Origin of the sequence: Bacillus sp. FSL R7-0166, from assembly GCF_038008935.1 — a bacterium.
GTDB lineage: Bacteria > Bacillota > Bacilli > Bacillales > Bacillaceae > Bacillus > Bacillus altitudinis.
Genome location: NZ_JBBPAC010000001.1, coordinates 3,386,649 through 3,403,307 on the forward strand (window position 1 = coordinate 3,386,649; position 16,659 = coordinate 3,403,307).

Here is a 16,659-nt window from a genome sequence, read left to right on the forward strand (position 1 = left end):
ATGTCCTAGCTTTAACACCAGTTTACTGAAAAAACGACTGGAATTGGTATGCATTCATCATTCTTCACAAAAATTTCACAATTACTCAGGAACAGACAACCCTTCTTTTAATTCATCTGTAGATGCTTCCCATAACGCTTCATTGTGACTCTTCAAGAAATCAGCGAGCACCTTTTTCGAACCATCATCCATATGACTGACAACGATTTTACGCTTCATGGATTTATCCATTAAATTCACATGCTCAGGAAGTGACTTATATCCTCTGCGGATCGAGCGGTCAACCGTCATTTCACAAGCTGTGACGCCTGCATAATATGGCCCCTCTTCTCTGCGGTCAATCGTCACCCATACGAGCCAATACGGTTTTCCGTTAGGTACCTCTTCTTTGGTTTTTAAAAATTTAATTCCTTTTTCGACGGCACTTCTTGCATGCATCGCACCAATATCAATGACGGCTTCCTTTTCCTCCACATCAATGATGACTGGCGAGATATTATCAAGGCTGAGGGCACCTGCCCCAAAACCTCCATGTCCATCCGTTGCATCTGTTTTTTTAATGATATTAAAACCAATTGGTTTCTTCTTTTTACCTTCCATTCATTAAACCTCCTAAAGCAGCGGCTTCAAAATAAGATTAAACCAGTATATGATTTGATCCCGCATTCCGATCAATGGAACAAAAACAAACTGACCTAGCGGCGTGATGACGAAGATGAGGAAAATGATGATTCCATACTGTTCAAACTGCGTCATCTTTGCACGGATGCCGGGACTGACAACATCCTCAATAATACGATATCCATCCAGCGGCGGGATCGGTAATAAGTTAAATAGGAACAAAATCACGTTCAAGTTAATAAAGATTTGGAAGAAATAATCGACCCCCGGCTCAAAGCGAATGAGCGACTCCCCACCAAATTTCTGAAGAAGCGCATACACACAAAAGCCCAAAAATGCCAAAACCAAATTGCTTAATGGTCCAGCGATCGACACACATATCCCTGCGAGACGTGGGTTTTTGAAATGGTATCGATTCACAGGTACAGGCCTCGCCCAGCCAAACCCAGCCACAAAGATCAAGATCGTCCCGAAAACATCAAGGTGCTTCAATGGATTGAGCGTCAGTCTGCCTTGATTTTTAGCTGTCGGATCTCCAAAACGATACGCAACATATGCATGCGCCAGCTCGTGCATCGTAAAAGCCACAACAAGCGTAATGGCGACATATGGAATCAGTTCTAATGGATAAACAAGAAATTGGTCCAAAGGCATGAATCCCTCTTTCTTTCTATACAATGATTTACTTCATTCAGTATACTATAAGAAGTCCCTCAAACTAAAGGGAAGCGTAGCACTACAGGAAAAAGGAGGTTGCCATCATGCCGATTATCACCGTTCAAATGCTTGAAGGAAGAACAGATGAGCAGAAAAGAGCTCTTGTGGAGAAAGTCACAGATGCCGTTGTTGAAACAACAGGCGCAGGTGCAGAAAAAGTCTCTGTCATTATTGAAGAAATGAAAAAAGAACATTATGCTGTAGCAGGAAAGCGAATGAGCGACCTGTAAGCATATAAAAAGGACAAACACTTTTTCGGTGTTTGTCCTTTTGTCTCTTACCTTATCTGTACCAAGCTTTATTACGGTTCACTTGATTTTTATGAGCCGCATCGAAGTAATCGACAGTGTAAGAATAATCATAATTCATTAAGCAGACAATTCCGCTGCCTTGAGGGTCATGCGGCAAACCAAAGTTATGGCCGTATTCATGTGTAGCCGCTTTTGCTGTATTCGCTGTTCCTTGATCAAGGTTGACACTGAATGCACTTCCGCTCGGTGCACTATTGTAAACATAAGCGATTCCGCCTGCATCAAAGTTTGGATTTGCTGTAAATCCTGTGACAAAATCGTATCCTCTGCCATCAAAGCTGCGCTGAAGGTTAGACAAAATTTGTGATGCATTTGATCCTGAAGACGTCCAAGACCCTACGGCTTGTACGACAAAGTCCACATCATGATCACGGTTAAATGTCACATCCGCTTGCTCAATGATGCTGACAATGCGCGTCTGCCAATCACTATATTTCGCACGATACTGCGCATCAGCTACTGCGTAGACGGTCACTTTCTGACTGCCTGTACTAGCTTTTGTTGAAATCGAATCTCCTGTATTTGCTTTAAAGGTTCTAGACCCTACCTGTTTACCAGACTCGTCTAATATTTTTGTTGTCACATCTCTTTCAATAGGAGGTGCCTTCGTCAAATCTTTAAAATCGTTTGCCTTTGGCAACCCTTCACTAATATGTGTTTCGAACGGCGCATGACCATGATCATGCCCATGACCTGCACTTGCAACTGGTGCTGAAGCTGAACTTACCCCCGGTAACAAACTACCTACCAATAAAAATGACAAAAAGACTGAACGCTTTTTCATTCCTATCCCTCCTTTGTTTTTCACAAGGTTATATATTCACTGAAAATTCACCATTTTCCTTCTATTCAGTCAAAAACAGGGAATTTGATATACAGGAAGAAAGTCGAATCATGTCATTTTCACTAATTTTTCGGATATTTTGACACACATTTCATCAAAAAACAGCACTTTTGGTCTGGGTCATTTACATAGTAATCATCCTCCTTTTCCTAAAATGATGTCATAGACCCAGCCACATCATATAAGGGAGAAAAAATTGATATTAGAAAAGATAAAGTCAGACTTTACTGATACCAATTATACTTCTCTGCGATTCTCCCTTATGATGAAGAACATAAAAACAATGCTACTTCAAAACAGAAGGGACGATCCACATGTCTGAAAAAAAGCACATACAATTTGGATTAATGTTACATGGTCCAGGAGGTCATATGAATGCATGGAAGGATGAATCCGTTCCAGCAGATGCAAGTGTGAACATTGATTATTATCAAGCAATGACAAAAAAGGCAGAAGCAGCGGGTTTCCGTTTTGTCTTTGTCGCAGATGGCTTATATATTCATGAACATTCAATTCCTCATTTCTTGAACCGATTTGAACCATTAACCATCTTATCCGCTCTTGCAGCGGTCACGAGACAGATTGGACTTGTGGGCACCGTATCCACTTCTTACAGTGAGCCCTTTACCATTGCACGGCAATTTGCATCTCTAGATAAATTAAGTAAAGGCCGGGCCGGATGGAATGTTGTGACTTCCCCACTTGAAGGCTCTGCTGAAAACCACATCATTCGTCCGCATCCAAGCCATTCACTTCGATATGAAATTGCAGAAGAATACTTAAAAGTAGTGAACGGCCTATGGAGCTCATGGGCAGAGGATGCTTTTATAAGAGATCGATCAACAGGGGTTTTCTTCGATCGGGATAAACTGCACACATTAAACCATCATGGCAAACACTTTACTGTCAAAGGTCCTTTGAATATCGAACGATCTGAACAAGGGCAACCGGTGATTTTCCAGGCAGGTGCGTCAGAGGCAGGAAAGGATCTAGCCGCAAAAGAAGCGGACGCAGTATTTACGAATGCAGACTCACTTGAGAAGGCGAAAGCATATTACCGCGACGTGAAAAATAGAGCCGCAGCGCTGGGCAGAAATCCAGCTGATATCAAAATTTTCCCTGGCATCCATCCGATTACAGGGAGAACAGTCGAAGAAGCAGAAGAAAAATATGAAGCCATTCAACATCTGGTCTCTATTGAAGAAGCCCTTCATTACCTGGGCAGGTTCTTTGATCACTTGGACTTCAGTCAATTTCCACTTGATGAGCCATTTCCTGATATCGGTGATGCCGGTTCAAACAGCTTTCAATCCACAACAGAATCGATTAAAAAAATGGCGAAAGAACAAAACTTGACCTTAAGAGAAGTCGCTCTACGAGTGACCACTCCCAAAAGTGCTTTTTTCGGTACTTATGAACAAGTGGCAGACCAGCTGATCCAATGGATCGAAGAAGATGCCGCAGATGGATTTATTTTTGGCGCGCCTATTCTAGCAAGCGGTTTATCTGAATGGACGGAACACGTCATTCCGATATTAGTAGAAAGAGGATATTACGACCCGAATTATCCAGCTCATACCCTTCGTGAAAATTTGGGTCTGCCTATTAAGAAAAATCAGTTTCTTAAACAAACCGTGAAATAAACATGAAAAGAGGGGTTAGCTCAAAGGCTACCCCTCTTTTCATGTTGGTTGATGAAGTCGATTTTCGATGAGATCAATGAATTGAAGTACGGCTCTTCCTGGCGAATCATTTGTTTTCCTCAATAGACCAACTGGCGGGGAAACATGAATGCCCTTTATTTCTAATACCTTGGTGCCTGGAAGGGTAAAGGAATGAGCAGTTCGTGTAAAAAGAGAGACACCTAATCCAGCCTGAACATAATGTTTATGGGACATGCTGCTCGTAATCTCTAACTTATTGTAATTGGTCCCAATGACATCGACGATTTGTTGTTCAATTTGAATACGGATGGGGCAATTGTGTGGCGTGAATAAAATGGTCTCATCCTTTAAATCTGTCACCTCCACTACCCCTTTTTCCGCTAATCGATGGGAAGACGGGACGAGCAGCACGATATCATCTTGAAAAAGAGGCTTATAGCTATTCTCCATCGAAGCTTCTGGTGCTCCGCAAATCGCAAAATCAATCTCATCATGAGAAAGTAAGGAACTCAACGTATTCGCATCCGCTACTTGCACAGAAAATTCTACATTAGGAAACCTTTCCTTGAATTCTGCAATAAGTGCAGGAAATTCTAAGCTGGCTGTAGGCTCAGAAACACCGATGCGAATGAACCCCGCAATGCCCACTTCTAAATCTTGGAGTGTTTTCGTCAATTTCTCATATTCATTGAGTAAAGAATTGGCTCTTTCATAAAAAAGCTGTCCTGATGCTGTTAACTTTAAGGTCTTCCCTCTTTCTAGAAGCTTCTCTCCAATTTCCTCTTCTAAATGTTTGATGTGCAAAGTGATGGTTGGCTGAGAATAATTCAGCGCTTCTGCTGCTTTTAAAAAATTTCCGTATTTCACGATCGTGGCAAAGGTGCGTATCGCTCGAATCTCCATGAAAACCCCTCTTCTCCCTATATTTTAAATATCTGAATCGTGTATTTATGATTACTAATTATACTTTTCTATTGGTTTGCCTTATTATAATTTATATTATCAACTATTCCAAGTTGTTTAGAAGGAATTATCAGAAATGGAGGAGACGAATTGGCAAAAGTAACGATTATAGCAGGCGGGCATTCCGTCCAATCTCGGTTAACCGGTGTCCTGCAACACATCCATCATCGTTTGGCGTTACATGGGATTGATGTTCATGTCATTCAAGTCCACCAGCTTCCTAGCAGTGCCTTAATAGGAGCAGATTTTTCAAACGAAGACATTGTCAAAGCCATTGAGCTTGTGAATGAGAGCGACGGTGTCATTGTGTTAACACCTGTCTACAAAGCGTCTTTTTCCGGTATTTTAAAAACTTTTTTAGATCTACTCCCCCAGAAAGCGTTACAAGGGAAACCCGTTCTTCCCTTTGTTTTAGGAGGAACATACGGACATTTGCTCGTCATTGAATATGCACTTAAACCGATCATTCATCAACTCGGTGCAACCGTCGTTCAATCTGGCGTGTATGTTGTCGATCAACAGGTCTCAAAGCAGGATTCAGATAGCTATGTGCTTGATCCAGATGCCACAAACAGATTAAACCTCGCACTATCTCAATATCAAAGTCTAATAGGAGGAACAGCCAATGTCGCTCACCCTTAGTATTCTTGATCAAAGCCTCGTCAGTGAAAACGAGAAAGCAGAGACGGGTATTCAGCATACTGTCAGATTGGCTGAAGCAGCAGATCAGCTTGGTTATCACAGGTTTTGGGTGTCTGAACATCACAATAATTCTCAAGTGGCAGGATCATCCCCTGAAGCCCTCGCTGGTTATCTTTTAGCAAAAACGAACCATTTGCGAATTGGGTCTGGCGGTGTCATGCTTCAGCATTACAGCCCGTTTAAGGTGGCTGAAACATTTCATGTACTGGCATCACTAGCGCCTGGCAGAGTCGATTTAGGCGTTGGGAAAGCACCAGGAGGGTTGAACCTCTCGACACAAGCGCTTCAGGAAGATTATCAAGCGTCACGGAAAGACTTTTCTCAAAAATTAGTGGATCTCAAAACGTATCTTACTGAACAAGCAAATGAGTTAAATGCTCAGCCAATTCCTAGCGTATCACCCGACATGTTCCTTCTAGGCGGCAGTATTGAGAGCGCGGAATTCGCAGCAAAACTTGGAATATCCTTTGTGTTTGCCTATTTTATTAACGGGGATGACGCATTATTAAAAGAAGCAAGAGAGACTTTTCAAAAATTCAAGACACAGAACACCCACCAGCAATTTCTTCTCGCCATCACCGTATCTGTAGCAGAAGACCATGAACAAGCCCTCTCGTACATCAAGCAAAAGGAAACAGTAAAGGTCTCCTTTTCCGATGGAAGAAAGCTTAATGTGACGTCACTAGAAGATGCAGAAAAGCTGGTGAAAGGAACAAACAAGGAACACTACAACATTCACGTTCAAAAAACCGGTTATACCGCTGGCACAAAAGAAACCGTTCATCACCGGCTGACTGAACTAGCCGAGACATATGATATCAATGAGTTCATTGTGCTATCTCCGATTGTAGACATTGAGGCAAGAATAGCGTCTATCACATTATTAAAAGAAGCATTTGATCATGAACTAACAGCCAAAAACCAAATAAACCAAGAGGTGAGCGTCTAATGTCAAATAATCAAAAAATCATTTTATGGAGCAAAAATGGATGCAGCTATTGTCAGGACATTCAGTCCTATTTCAACGAACAGCACATTACTTATTCAACCATTGATGTAACAGAACATGATCATTACAGAAATATTTTAGAAGAAAAATACGGCGTCCGTTACGTGCCAGTAGTAGAAATCAGCCGTGATCCCCACGTGTATCAAGCATTGCTGAATCCAGATATCGATGCTTTACGAAAAGCGTTGAGCTGACATTACACACTACCCTTTTGATTGGAGGTTTGTCATGAGTCGAGATATTTTTCGCATCGCTACCGAAGAAGATGCACCGGCTTTTCTAGAATTGCTGTCCAGTGCATTTAAACCGCTTGGAGAAATGGGCATTGATTGGCCATCCACGAACGCCACACTTGAAATGGTCACAGAAAACATCAAACAATCCGTTGCTGTTGTGTTAGAACGAGACGGGCGGCTCATATCAACCATCACCATACGTTTTCCGTGGGAGAGCACTCAACCGGTTTCAGGCTATCCATTTGTTTGGTGGTTTGCCACAGCTCCTGATTTAGCCGGTCAAGGGATCGGAAATAAGCTGCTCGATTATGTAGAAAACACCTTGCTCCGGCAGACATTTAAAGCACCAGCATACACACTGGGTACTTCTGGCCGGAAACACCCCTGGCTTCTAGAGATGTACGAACGAAAAGGCTATACAGCATATATTGAACGTGAAGCCGATAATGGCGACTTAGGTGTATTAATGTATAAAGTCCTCATCCCTGAACGGTTCGATGCCGCCATATTAGGCGCACCGCCCTCAGAAGAAAAAGTCCAAACGACTTCAACATAGGAGGTGATTCAACATGGGGGAGTTTTTCAAATGGGAGTATGTCGTCACACTCTTCCCTAAAGTATTGTCAGCTCTTCCAACAACCTTACTGATCGTTTTATTTGCCACTTTGATTGGCAGTTTTCTTGGATTCATTCTTGCTTATTTTCGAATTGAGCGTATTCCCATCCTGCATCAGCTCAGTGCAATTTATGTCTCATTTATTCGCGGAACACCTATCCTTGTTCAAATGTTTATTGTGTTTTATGGCCTGCCTGGTGTGCTTGCAACAATAGGGCTTGATATCTCCATGTGGAACAAATTGATCTTTCTGTATATTACATATGGACTCAATACAGCTGGGTATTTTTCAGAAATATTCCGATCTGCCCTATCGAGTGTCCCAGCATCTCAATATGAAGCGGCCGCCTCGATTGGACTGACGAAATGGCAGATTTATAGAAGAACGCTTATTCCTCAAGCAGGGAGAATCGCCCTACCTAATATCGGCGTGGCCATTGTCAACTTATTACAAAATACCTCCCTCGCCTTTACATTAGGTGTGATGGACATGATCGGAAAGGTTCAAACATTAGGGGCTTTATACTATCGCGTATTAGAAGGATACTTTATTGCTGCCGTTATATTTATCATTTTAAGTATGGTGTTAGAAAAATCATTTGACCTATTGGAAAAACGGATCAATACACCGAAAACAAAAAAACAGCGTCAGACGGCATTGCTTCCCTTAAAAAGAGCCGAAGCGGCCTTTACTGTAGAAAAACGTGCAAAATAAACTGAGGAGGAATTTACATGAAAAATAACAGAATATTCAGTAATCATTACATCATCGGCCTGCTTCTACTTGGTTCATTGCTCCTTGCCGCCTGCGGAAATAATGAGCAATCGGATGAAATCAAAGCAGAAGCAAACAATAATGACCCAGATGCAAAAGAAATCGTCATCGGGACAGGGAACGCCTATCAACCCTTCGTTTACTTAGATGAAAACGGCAAATTAACAGGCTACGAGAAGGCTGTATTAGATGAAGTGGATCAGCTGCTGCCACAATATAAGTTTAAATATGAATCCTTTGAGTTTAAAAATATTCTGCCTGCTTTAGATGCCGGTAAAGTTGATCTCGCTGCACACCAATATGAAATCAATGACGAGCGTCAGAAGAAATATCTATTTGGAAAAGTTGGCTACACAGATTATACAAGCTATGTGGTGGTGAATAAAGCATCCGGTCATGACTTTCAAAGCCTGGACGATTTAGCTGGACACAAAGTGCACACCTCTACAGGAAGTAATTTCGCTTATCTTCTAGAGCAATATAACGCAAAGCATGATCGGAAAATTGACATTGTCTACGGGGATGGCGGGAACGAAATTTTAGTCAAAAACCTGCAGAATGGCACGGTCGATGCTGCCTTACTCACAAAGTATGACGTCAATAAGCTAAACAAACAGTTCAATGCTCATCTTGTGACATCCGGAAAGCCTGTAAACGTATCTAAAACGTATTATTTATACCAAAAAAACAATACGAAACTTCAAAAGGACATTGATCAAGCCCTGCAAAAACTGATTGATAACGGCAAGCTCGCTGAATTGTCTAAAAAAATATTGGGCGGAGACTTTACTACATCATAAGAAAGGAGCGATCTGAGTGGATTTTGACGTTGCTTTTATGTTTCAGGCCTTTGTAGCCGCACTTCATTATTTGCCAACGACGCTGCTATTAGGCTTTCTTCCGCTAGTATTCGGCTCCATCTTTGGCTTTGGTATTGCCCTTATCCGTTTTTATCAAGTGCCTGTATTGTCTCCATTGTTCAAATGGTTTGTGGCGATTTTTAAAGCCATTCCTGTTGTATTAATCTTGCTCGTATCTTATCTTATTTTTTCCGATTCGCTCGATCAATTGGCTGCATCTCTTTCGCTGCCCATCCGTTTTAGCGATTTAGATAGACGATGGATTGCCATTTTCGCCCTTTCTTTATATGCCGTCAGCGGGTTATCAGAGATATTTCGAAGCTCTCTTGCGTCCATCCCAAAGGGTCAATTTGATGCCGCTCTATCCGTTGGTTTCACAGGCAGGCAGGTGTTGCGAAGAGTGATCATTCCACAAGTCTTTCCCATCTCTCTTCCTTTACTGAACAACATGCTCATCAGTTTAATCAAAGCCTCTTCTCTCGTCTCTATGGTGTCTGTGGTCGATATTTTAAACGGCGCTTTAATCAAAGCCAATGTGAATTACCGTTATCTTGAAGCATACATTGCTGTTGCCCTTATTTACTGGGCTTTGTGTGCCTCTATTGAAGCCATCACTGCTGGATATGAGAAATATGTACACAAAAGTAAAAGGGGGCGGTTCGCATGATTCACATCAAACAAGTGCATAAAGCATTCGGTCAAAACCAGATTCTAAAGGGAATTGATTTAACGGTGGAAAAAGGCGAAGTCGTTGTCATTTTAGGTCCGAGCGGCTCTGGGAAATCAACATTTCTCAGATGCTTAAATTTTCTTGAGCGTGCGGATCAAGGCGAGATCAGCATTGATCACACCACTGTCACATTCAATCAAGCAAAACCGAAAGACATTCTAGCAATTCGCAGAAAAACAGCCATGGTCTTTCAGCAATACGACCTGTTTATTCATAAAACAGCAATTGAGAATGTCATGGAAGGCTTAGTCATTGCCCGTAAACAACCGAAAGACCAAGCCTATGACACAGCACTCCAATTGCTCAAAAAAGTGGGGTTACTAGAGAAAAAAGATGCCTATCCGCATCAATTATCTGGCGGACAGCAGCAGCGAGTAGGCATTGCAAGAGCACTTGCATTGAATCCGGAGGTCATTTTGTTTGATGAGCCGACCTCCGCTTTAGATCCCGAGCTTGTAGGTGAAACACTTGACGTCATTAAACAAGTGGCACAAACAGGCGTCACCATGATCATCGTCACGCATGAGATGAGCTTTGCCTATGATATTGCCGACAGGGTCATTTTCATGGAAGATGGTGTGATTGTCGAATCAGGCACACCAGAAGAAGTCTTTGAACAGACGAAAGAAGAACGGACAAAACAATTTTTAGCAAGATTTTCTTATCATCATTCCTAAAAAACAAGTCGATCCATGAGGTCGACTTGTTTCTGTTTCTATATGCGTACAAAATAAAAACCAGTCTGTTCTAGCCATTGGCTATCACAAACTGGTTCTTGTCGTTAGTTCAATTCCTTCAACTGATCAATATACGCAAGAGCTGCCTCAAATTCTTCGTCCGTATAGCGCTGCTTGCTTTTAATGGTGAAGACCTTTTCCTTTACCTCATCTTTTGGCAGATCATCAAAGTATAAAATCGTTGAGACAAGCTCTAGAAAACGAGACGATTGCTCATTCATCTGCTGCGTCAGCACTTTGAGGTCAGGCATGTCCACTTCACACTGATCGAGAAACTCTTTCCCATTGTCCGTCAGCGAATAACGATATTGATAGTATCCGCCCTTTTTTTCCTTCATTTCGTCCAAGAATCCAAGGTTGCACAGCTCTTCAATTCTGAGCGTCAACTCCTCTGAATAGGGGCCATAAAAATGAAAATCGTATTTCTCGTAAAAAGGCAAATCTAGCTTTTTTGCTATGTAAATCATTTTTTGCAGCTTCTTCCGTCCAACGATTTCCCCAGATTCAGAGAACACCTTCATCAACTTTGCATGCTCTTTCAACAAATTCCCGACATCTCCTTTTTCAGTACTTCCTTATCCCAATCCAAGCAGCTTCATGATCGCCTTCTTTTCTTCAGCTTTTTCCGACATATCTACAATTAAGTCCATCGGGAAATAAAGTTTATGATCGGTTCTTCGTTTACCGGAAATGGCGTCAACAATATCTGACTGTCTCGACAGTTCTTTAATATGACCACTTTGCGTCAAAAGGTGGATCGGCAGCCGCTCTTCTTCTTCGCCCGGTCTATAAAAGTCATAAGGCAAATCAGAGGAAGAATCGACCACTAAATAATAGTCAGGATCAATTCCTGCTTCTTTGAACAAAGCAGTCAGCTTGAAATATTTCGTCATTTCTTCGTTAGGATTAAACTCTGTATATTGGAATAAACGGCGGTTCATAAAACGGCGGCACAAATCAGCCAGCACGTGATCTTCTTCATCTTCCCACGCCTGAAAATAAAATAAGACAATGGATTCATCCAGCTTAATATAGTCCTCTGTGGTGACATTTCCTTCAAAAATTGAATAAAAATGAACCGGGGCATGTGTAAAAATATATCCCGTTTCATGCAGCTCTTTTGCACGATGGAGGATTTTTGTTAAAATGACTTCCGCACTGCGTGTCACTGGGTGGAAATACACTTGCCAGTACATTTGATAGCGGCTCATAATATAATCCTCTACGGCATGCATCCCGCTCTGTTTCATCACAATCTGATCTTCTCTTGGACGCATCACGCGTAAAATACGTTCCATATCAAAGTGACCATAGCTGACGCCTGTATAGTAAGCATCGCGCTGCAAGTAATCCATTCGGTCGGCATCAATTTGACTTGAAATCAAACTGACCACCTGTTTGTTTTGATACGTTTTGGCAATGACTTCTGCTACATGCTTTGGAAAATCGTCACTGACCCGGCGCAGCACTTCATTGACTTCCGTCTGCCCTAAAATGATATCTCTTGTAAACGATTCATGATCTAAATGAAAGACCTTTTCAAAGGAATGAGAAAACGGACCATGTCCAAGGTCATGAAGTAGGGCGGCACTCAGTACAAGCTCACGCTCCCCTTCATCCCATTCGGGTCTTCCTTTAAACACATCATCCACAATTCGTCTGACAATCTCGTATACACCGAGTGAATGATTAAATCGGCTGTGTTCTGCCCCATGAAACGTTAAATAAGTGGTGCCTAGCTGTTTAATTCGTCTAAGGCGCTGGAACTCTCTCGTTCCGATTAAATCCCATATCAATGCATCCCGTACGTGAACATAGCGGTGCACAGGATCTTTAAATACCTTTTCTTCGGATAATTTCCCTTTTGGATACGCCATCGTTTCGTCCCTCTTTTTTTAAGACGTGTTTCTATTATATCGGGTAACTTTTCCCGAAAACATCCTTGAATTTGCTGGCGAATGTGTTCTCATAGATTGAACGGACGTAAAAAGCCCGACCTGACAGGGACGGACCTCTTTTTAGGTCGACTGAACACATTCAGTGACATTTATTTGACTTTTTTTTGAACCTTTTCGAGTAACTCATCTTCTGTTGGTGCGGATAATGGGCGATTGTTCACAAACGCAAAAGCCTTTTTTCGTCCTGGACCGCAATACGATTGACAGCCAATCTCAATTTTTGCATCAGGGTCAACCGATTTAAGTCGAGGCAATAACGTTTTTAGGTTCGTCGCATCACAATCGTCACATACGCGAAACTCATTAGCCATGTTCTTACGCTTCCTTTCAATGATGAAACTTCATTCTATATGAAACAGTTGGACAACTAAGAGTGAATAATATACCACCCAACATTGTACATCGAAGCGACTGGAGTTGCAAGACGCATTGTCAGCACAGAGACGTATTCACATAAAAGCTAGTATTTTCCACTATCCTTTTAGCAAACTTGTATAAACCTTCTTCAACTTGGCTAATCTAATACCATCAAATCTTATGGGGGTTTAAACACATGTCAAAACAAAGACAAGATGCTTGGTCAGAGGAAAATGATCTCCTTCTGGCAGAAACCGTCTTACGTCACGTCAGAGAGGGCAGTACACAGCTGAACGCATTTGAAGAAGTGGGAGACAAGCTAAACCGTACCTCAGCGGCATGCGGATTTAGATGGAATGCTGTCGTGAGACATCAATATGAAAAAGCATTGGCACTTGCCAAAAAACAGCGTAAACAACGCATGCGTGCACTCGGCAATGGGCAACCTGCGAAAAAACGTTTGCTCTATCAGCCGCAAGTTGAAGAAACGATCACACAGGAAGAGTTCTCTCAAGAACTGGAACCTGCACAAGAAGAAACGTTTGCACCTGCAGCCGAAACAGCCGAACAGCTTCAGTTTGTGGATCAAAGCTACAATGAAGAGTTAGCTAGTTTATCACATTTATTGTCACAGGCTTCTCAAGTGACAGAGAAAAAGCTAGAAGCCAATCCATTTGGGCAGCGCCAAGAGTTAACCATTGAGGATATCATTGATTTCTTACGCCGCTATGAAGGCGATGGACAGCAATCAGCTGCCTTACGGATGGAAAACAGCCGGTTAAAACAAGAAAACAATGAACTTTCACATAAAGTGTCGCAGCTAGAAGCTGAAGTGAAAAAGCTTGAAAAGGATCAGCTCACCATTCAAGAAGATTATGAAACACTCGTCAAAATCATGAACCGTGCAAGAAAACTAGTTTTGTTTGAAGAGGACGACAGTGCCGCACCAACCTTTAAAATGGACCGGAACGGCAACCTTGAAAAAATGGCAGAATAACCAAAAAGTGCTCCCCACCTGCGGGAAGCACTTTTTTAAATATCCAAAAATAGCATCACGCTAAAAAGGACATTGATCAAGAAGACGAACATAAAAATATACCTAACTTGCCTCACCTGAAAATCACCAAAGATAAAAATATAAAGCCCTGCGATACCAAGCGTCAGTACAGGCTGAAGAAACGGCACGAAAAGCGAAATGCCGTAACCGGCTCCTATGATGACAGGAAGCCATAGTAAATAGAGGTAACCGCCATTTTTGGATTTCAAGAAACCACTCCCTCTCTTTCTTCTATCTGCTTGATTTCAGGCTGAACAAACTTGAGTCCGGCCATTGTACGTCTGCGTTTTTGTGATGTCCAAATCGCAATCGCCGGCTGATCCGTTAGAGATTCTGTGTCAATGGTGATCAGCACTTGCCCATTTAATTCAATTGAATCTTCAAATTCAATTTTGCACCCAGATAAACTGATATCATGTATGATCACCGGCACCTTCTCTTCTAGTCGGTCCTCATAGGCGATCGTGCCTGTCACACCTTGCAATGGCCTTCTCATCCATTTGCGCCGCAGAGCCTTTGGTACCTTCTCCGTTTCTCTTAAAAAGCGGAGAAACGTGCGAACAGCATGAGATTTTTTCTCACGATCCGTCACCGCTACATGCTCTCGTGTGAATAAGAAACGGATCAGTGATAAATACTCTGATTTTTTTGTGTCAGTAAAAGCAACACCAACCATCAGCTTGTCTCCCTCTGGATAGCTCCAAACCACGTCACACGACACGCTTTCATTCTCTGAAAAAAATAATTGCGTTTGTCCTTGATAAAGAGAAGACGCTTGGTCCAATGGAATGGACAGACGCGCACCTGAATCACTCATATCTAGTAGAAAACAAGCTATCGACTGATCTTGATGATCAGAACGAAGATGCCCCTCTTTTTCAATGACAAATCGCTCTGATTTCCGATAACGCGGTCGATCAAACGCCACAAGCAGTGCCATGAATAAGCCTGCACCGTTATAAAGCACCCAAAAAATATTAATCAACATAAGATCAGCGTTCATCGTCCCATTTACCTTCACATCGTAACCTATTTTCACAAGGGCAAGCAATGAGAGCAGCAAGAAGATCAGATGGGGAATCATCGTTTTCAAATGAAAATGCCTTTTGTCCGTTTGAATTCCCTTCGGTGTCACCAGAAATTCAACACGTTTCTTCAAGAACAGTTCACTGAGTGCCACACCAGCTAAGTTGAATGCCATTGAACTTTCATAAATATGACTCCAAAACATACTTCTTTTTTGATTCGACACAAGTTTAAATGCTAAATACGAGCTAAAGAACGCCGGCAGCCAAAACATGAAAACGGACTGGAAATCTGCCCAGAAACTTTGAATACCAAACAATAAAAACAAAATCGGTGTGAGAATATAAATCATTTTAAACAAACCGTTAAACCAATACACAATGCCATCTAAATAAAGAACACGCTGCATCAGCGTTAAGCCGCGAACCTTCAATGGATTAAACTTACGGGCACACTGAATGTTCCCTCTCGACCAGCGATCTCTCTGCTTTAACAGATCAAGCCAGCTTTCAGGTGCCAGACCGACGGCTAATACTTCTCCGACAGACACAGATTTGAATTTCCCCTGAAGAAGCATTCCTGTTGCCATGTCTTCTGTAATTACTCCTGTAGCAAATCCGCCAATTTCATCTAATGCCGTTCTTCTAAATACCGTATTACTCCCAACATACATGACGGCATTAAACCGATCCTTACCAGCTTGGAGAGTTTGCATGAAGAAGTCCTGCTCATTTGGAATTCGATCTTTCGAGAACATATTATATTGGAAAGGATCTTCGTTATAAAACGCCTGTGGAACTTGAACAAACGCAGTTGCCCCATCATGAAAATAGGGCACTGTTTTTTCTAAAAATGAAGGAAGAGGGACCATATCTGCATCAAGTGTCAGAATCAGCTCTCCATCCGTTTGAGACATCGCATGATTTAAATTACCTGCCTTAGCAAATCTGTTATCTGTTCTTGTCAGATAATGAACACCAAACTCAGAAGCAAGCTGCTCTACTGCTTCCCTATTGCCATCATCACATAAATAAATTTGAACGCTTTCCTTCGGATAAGAGAGATTCAAACAACCTGCAACAGTACGTTTCAGCACCTCAATTGGTTCATTATATGTAGCTATGAAAATATCAACTGTTGGCAGCCTGTCAAGATCACTAATCATGACTTGTTTCCGATTTGAAGGCTTCCAAACAAGTGTATAAAACACAAGCAACTGGATAAACCCAATGCATTCACAGGCAACAAGCAAAATGCCCATGACAACATTAAAAGTACCTTCATGCGGCAATGTAAAGAAGAGGCGCCAGCAAATATAGGCAGCATTTGTTAACACACATAGCACAATGATGACTTTTTTCACAGTAGAGGCCATTGGCTGGATACGATATATCATATACAACAGAGACAAAATACAAAGCATAAACAGCGGGTAATACGTGGTGATGAATGACAAAACATTTTCCTTCTTTCTTA

At 41.9% G+C, this 16,659-nt stretch carries 20 protein-coding genes; 11 read left to right on the forward strand and 9 right to left on the reverse strand.

Features of this window, described 5'->3' with window-relative positions; translation table 11 throughout:
* Window positions 1-81 precede the first annotated feature (81 nt).
* Together NST01_RS17585 and NST01_RS17590 are read right to left on the reverse strand one after the other, a co-directional pair.
* Entirely contained in the window at window positions 82-600 is a 519-nt protein-coding gene (locus tag NST01_RS17585) for a YwhD family protein (protein ID WP_076821280.1), read from the reverse strand.
* A 12-nt stretch (window positions 601-612) separates the two neighbouring features.
* Window positions 613-1,275, reverse strand: coding sequence for a site-2 protease family protein (locus NST01_RS17590; RefSeq protein WP_050826697.1), 663 nt, complete (start codon window positions 1,273-1,275; stop codon window positions 613-615).
* A 107-nt stretch (window positions 1,276-1,382) separates the two neighbouring features.
* Here NST01_RS17590 and NST01_RS17595 point away from each other — a divergent pair, with 107 nt between their 5' ends.
* Window positions 1,383-1,568, forward strand: coding sequence for a 2-hydroxymuconate tautomerase (locus tag NST01_RS17595; RefSeq protein WP_008343530.1), 186 nt, complete (start codon window positions 1,383-1,385; stop codon window positions 1,566-1,568).
* A 52-nt stretch (window positions 1,569-1,620) separates the two neighbouring features.
* Here the strand turns inward: NST01_RS17595 and NST01_RS17600 are convergent, their stop codons facing one another.
* Entirely contained in the window at window positions 1,621-2,433 is an 813-nt protein-coding gene (locus tag NST01_RS17600; RefSeq protein WP_035389836.1) for a zinc-dependent metalloprotease, read from the reverse strand.
* A gap of 374 nt (window positions 2,434-2,807) precedes the next feature.
* Between NST01_RS17600 and NST01_RS17605 the strand changes: the two genes are divergently transcribed.
* Window positions 2,808-4,136, forward strand: a complete 1,329-nt coding sequence (locus NST01_RS17605; protein WP_341042286.1) for an LLM class flavin-dependent oxidoreductase — start codon at window positions 2,808-2,810, stop codon at window positions 4,134-4,136.
* A 39-nt stretch (window positions 4,137-4,175) separates the two neighbouring features.
* Here NST01_RS17605 and NST01_RS17610 read toward each other — a convergent pair whose 3' ends face one another.
* Window positions 4,176-5,060, reverse strand: coding sequence for a LysR family transcriptional regulator (locus NST01_RS17610; protein WP_008343536.1), 885 nt, complete (start codon window positions 5,058-5,060; stop codon window positions 4,176-4,178).
* A 150-nt stretch (window positions 5,061-5,210) separates the two neighbouring features.
* On the opposite strand from NST01_RS17610, the gene ssuE reads away from it, so the two are divergent.
* The 8 genes from ssuE to NST01_RS17650 are packed head-to-tail and all read left to right on the forward strand — an operon-like array spanning window position 5,211 to window position 10,725.
* Window positions 5,211-5,762, forward strand: a complete 552-nt coding sequence (gene ssuE / locus NST01_RS17615; protein WP_008343538.1) for an NADPH-dependent FMN reductase — start codon at window positions 5,211-5,213, stop codon at window positions 5,760-5,762.
* Window positions 5,746-6,771 (forward strand): LLM class flavin-dependent oxidoreductase, encoded by a 1,026-nt coding sequence (locus tag NST01_RS17620; RefSeq protein WP_008343539.1) that lies wholly within the window; start codon window positions 5,746-5,748, stop codon window positions 6,769-6,771. The genes ssuE and NST01_RS17620 overlap by 17 nt, the downstream gene beginning before the upstream one ends.
* Complete coding sequence (locus NST01_RS17625; protein WP_008343541.1) at window positions 6,771-7,025, forward strand: glutaredoxin family protein; 255 nt, start codon at window positions 6,771-6,773, stop codon at window positions 7,023-7,025. The genes NST01_RS17620 and NST01_RS17625 overlap by 1 nt, the downstream gene beginning before the upstream one ends.
* Window positions 7,026-7,059: 34 nt before the next feature.
* Window positions 7,060-7,623, forward strand: a complete 564-nt coding sequence (locus NST01_RS17630; RefSeq protein WP_008343543.1) for a GNAT family N-acetyltransferase — start codon at window positions 7,060-7,062, stop codon at window positions 7,621-7,623.
* A gap of 13 nt (window positions 7,624-7,636) precedes the next feature.
* Window positions 7,637-8,398 (forward strand): amino acid ABC transporter permease, encoded by a 762-nt coding sequence (locus NST01_RS17635; RefSeq protein WP_008343545.1) that lies wholly within the window; start codon window positions 7,637-7,639, stop codon window positions 8,396-8,398.
* Window positions 8,399-8,415: 17 nt separating this feature from the next.
* Window positions 8,416-9,258 (forward strand): transporter substrate-binding domain-containing protein, encoded by an 843-nt coding sequence (locus NST01_RS17640; protein WP_008343547.1) that lies wholly within the window; start codon window positions 8,416-8,418, stop codon window positions 9,256-9,258.
* Window positions 9,259-9,274: 16 nt separating this feature from the next.
* A complete protein-coding gene (locus NST01_RS17645; protein WP_008343549.1) occupies window positions 9,275-9,985 on the forward strand; it encodes an amino acid ABC transporter permease in 711 nt (236 codons plus the stop codon).
* On the forward strand, window positions 9,982-10,725 hold the full coding sequence (locus NST01_RS17650; RefSeq protein WP_017360086.1) for an amino acid ABC transporter ATP-binding protein: 744 nt from the start codon (window positions 9,982-9,984) through the stop codon (window positions 10,723-10,725). Before NST01_RS17645 ends, NST01_RS17650 begins: the two co-directional genes overlap by 4 nt.
* Before the next feature lie 104 nt (window positions 10,726-10,829).
* Here the strand turns inward: NST01_RS17650 and NST01_RS17655 are convergent, their stop codons facing one another.
* The 3 genes from NST01_RS17655 to NST01_RS17665 form a co-directional block, all read right to left on the reverse strand.
* The gene (locus tag NST01_RS17655; RefSeq protein WP_007497715.1) at window positions 10,830-11,330 is read right to left on the reverse strand and encodes a YwgA family protein; all 501 of its coding nucleotides are present in this window, start codon (window positions 11,328-11,330) and stop codon (window positions 10,830-10,832) included.
* A gap of 30 nt (window positions 11,331-11,360) precedes the next feature.
* Entirely contained in the window at window positions 11,361-12,662 is a 1,302-nt protein-coding gene (locus NST01_RS17660; protein WP_007497716.1) for an HD domain-containing protein, read from the reverse strand.
* Between the two features lie 170 nt (window positions 12,663-12,832).
* Window positions 12,833-13,054, reverse strand: a complete 222-nt coding sequence (locus tag NST01_RS17665; protein WP_003215259.1) for a DUF1450 domain-containing protein — start codon at window positions 13,052-13,054, stop codon at window positions 12,833-12,835.
* A gap of 242 nt (window positions 13,055-13,296) precedes the next feature.
* On the opposite strand from NST01_RS17665, the gene NST01_RS17670 reads away from it, so the two are divergent.
* Window positions 13,297-14,097 (forward strand): RsfA family transcriptional regulator, encoded by an 801-nt coding sequence (locus NST01_RS17670; protein ID WP_046526748.1) that lies wholly within the window; start codon window positions 13,297-13,299, stop codon window positions 14,095-14,097.
* 35 nt (window positions 14,098-14,132) lie between these two features.
* Here the strand turns inward: NST01_RS17670 and NST01_RS17675 are convergent, their stop codons facing one another.
* Both NST01_RS17675 and NST01_RS17680 read right to left on the reverse strand, forming a co-directional pair.
* Entirely contained in the window at window positions 14,133-14,366 is a 234-nt protein-coding gene (locus tag NST01_RS17675; RefSeq protein ID WP_008343557.1) for a DUF5970 family protein, read from the reverse strand.
* Window positions 14,363-16,639: a glycosyltransferase gene (locus NST01_RS17680; protein WP_046526749.1), complete on the reverse strand. Its 2,277-nt coding sequence runs from the start codon at window positions 16,637-16,639 to the stop codon at window positions 14,363-14,365. Before NST01_RS17680 ends, NST01_RS17675 begins: the two co-directional genes overlap by 4 nt.
* Between the last annotated feature and the right edge of the window lie 20 nt (window positions 16,640-16,659).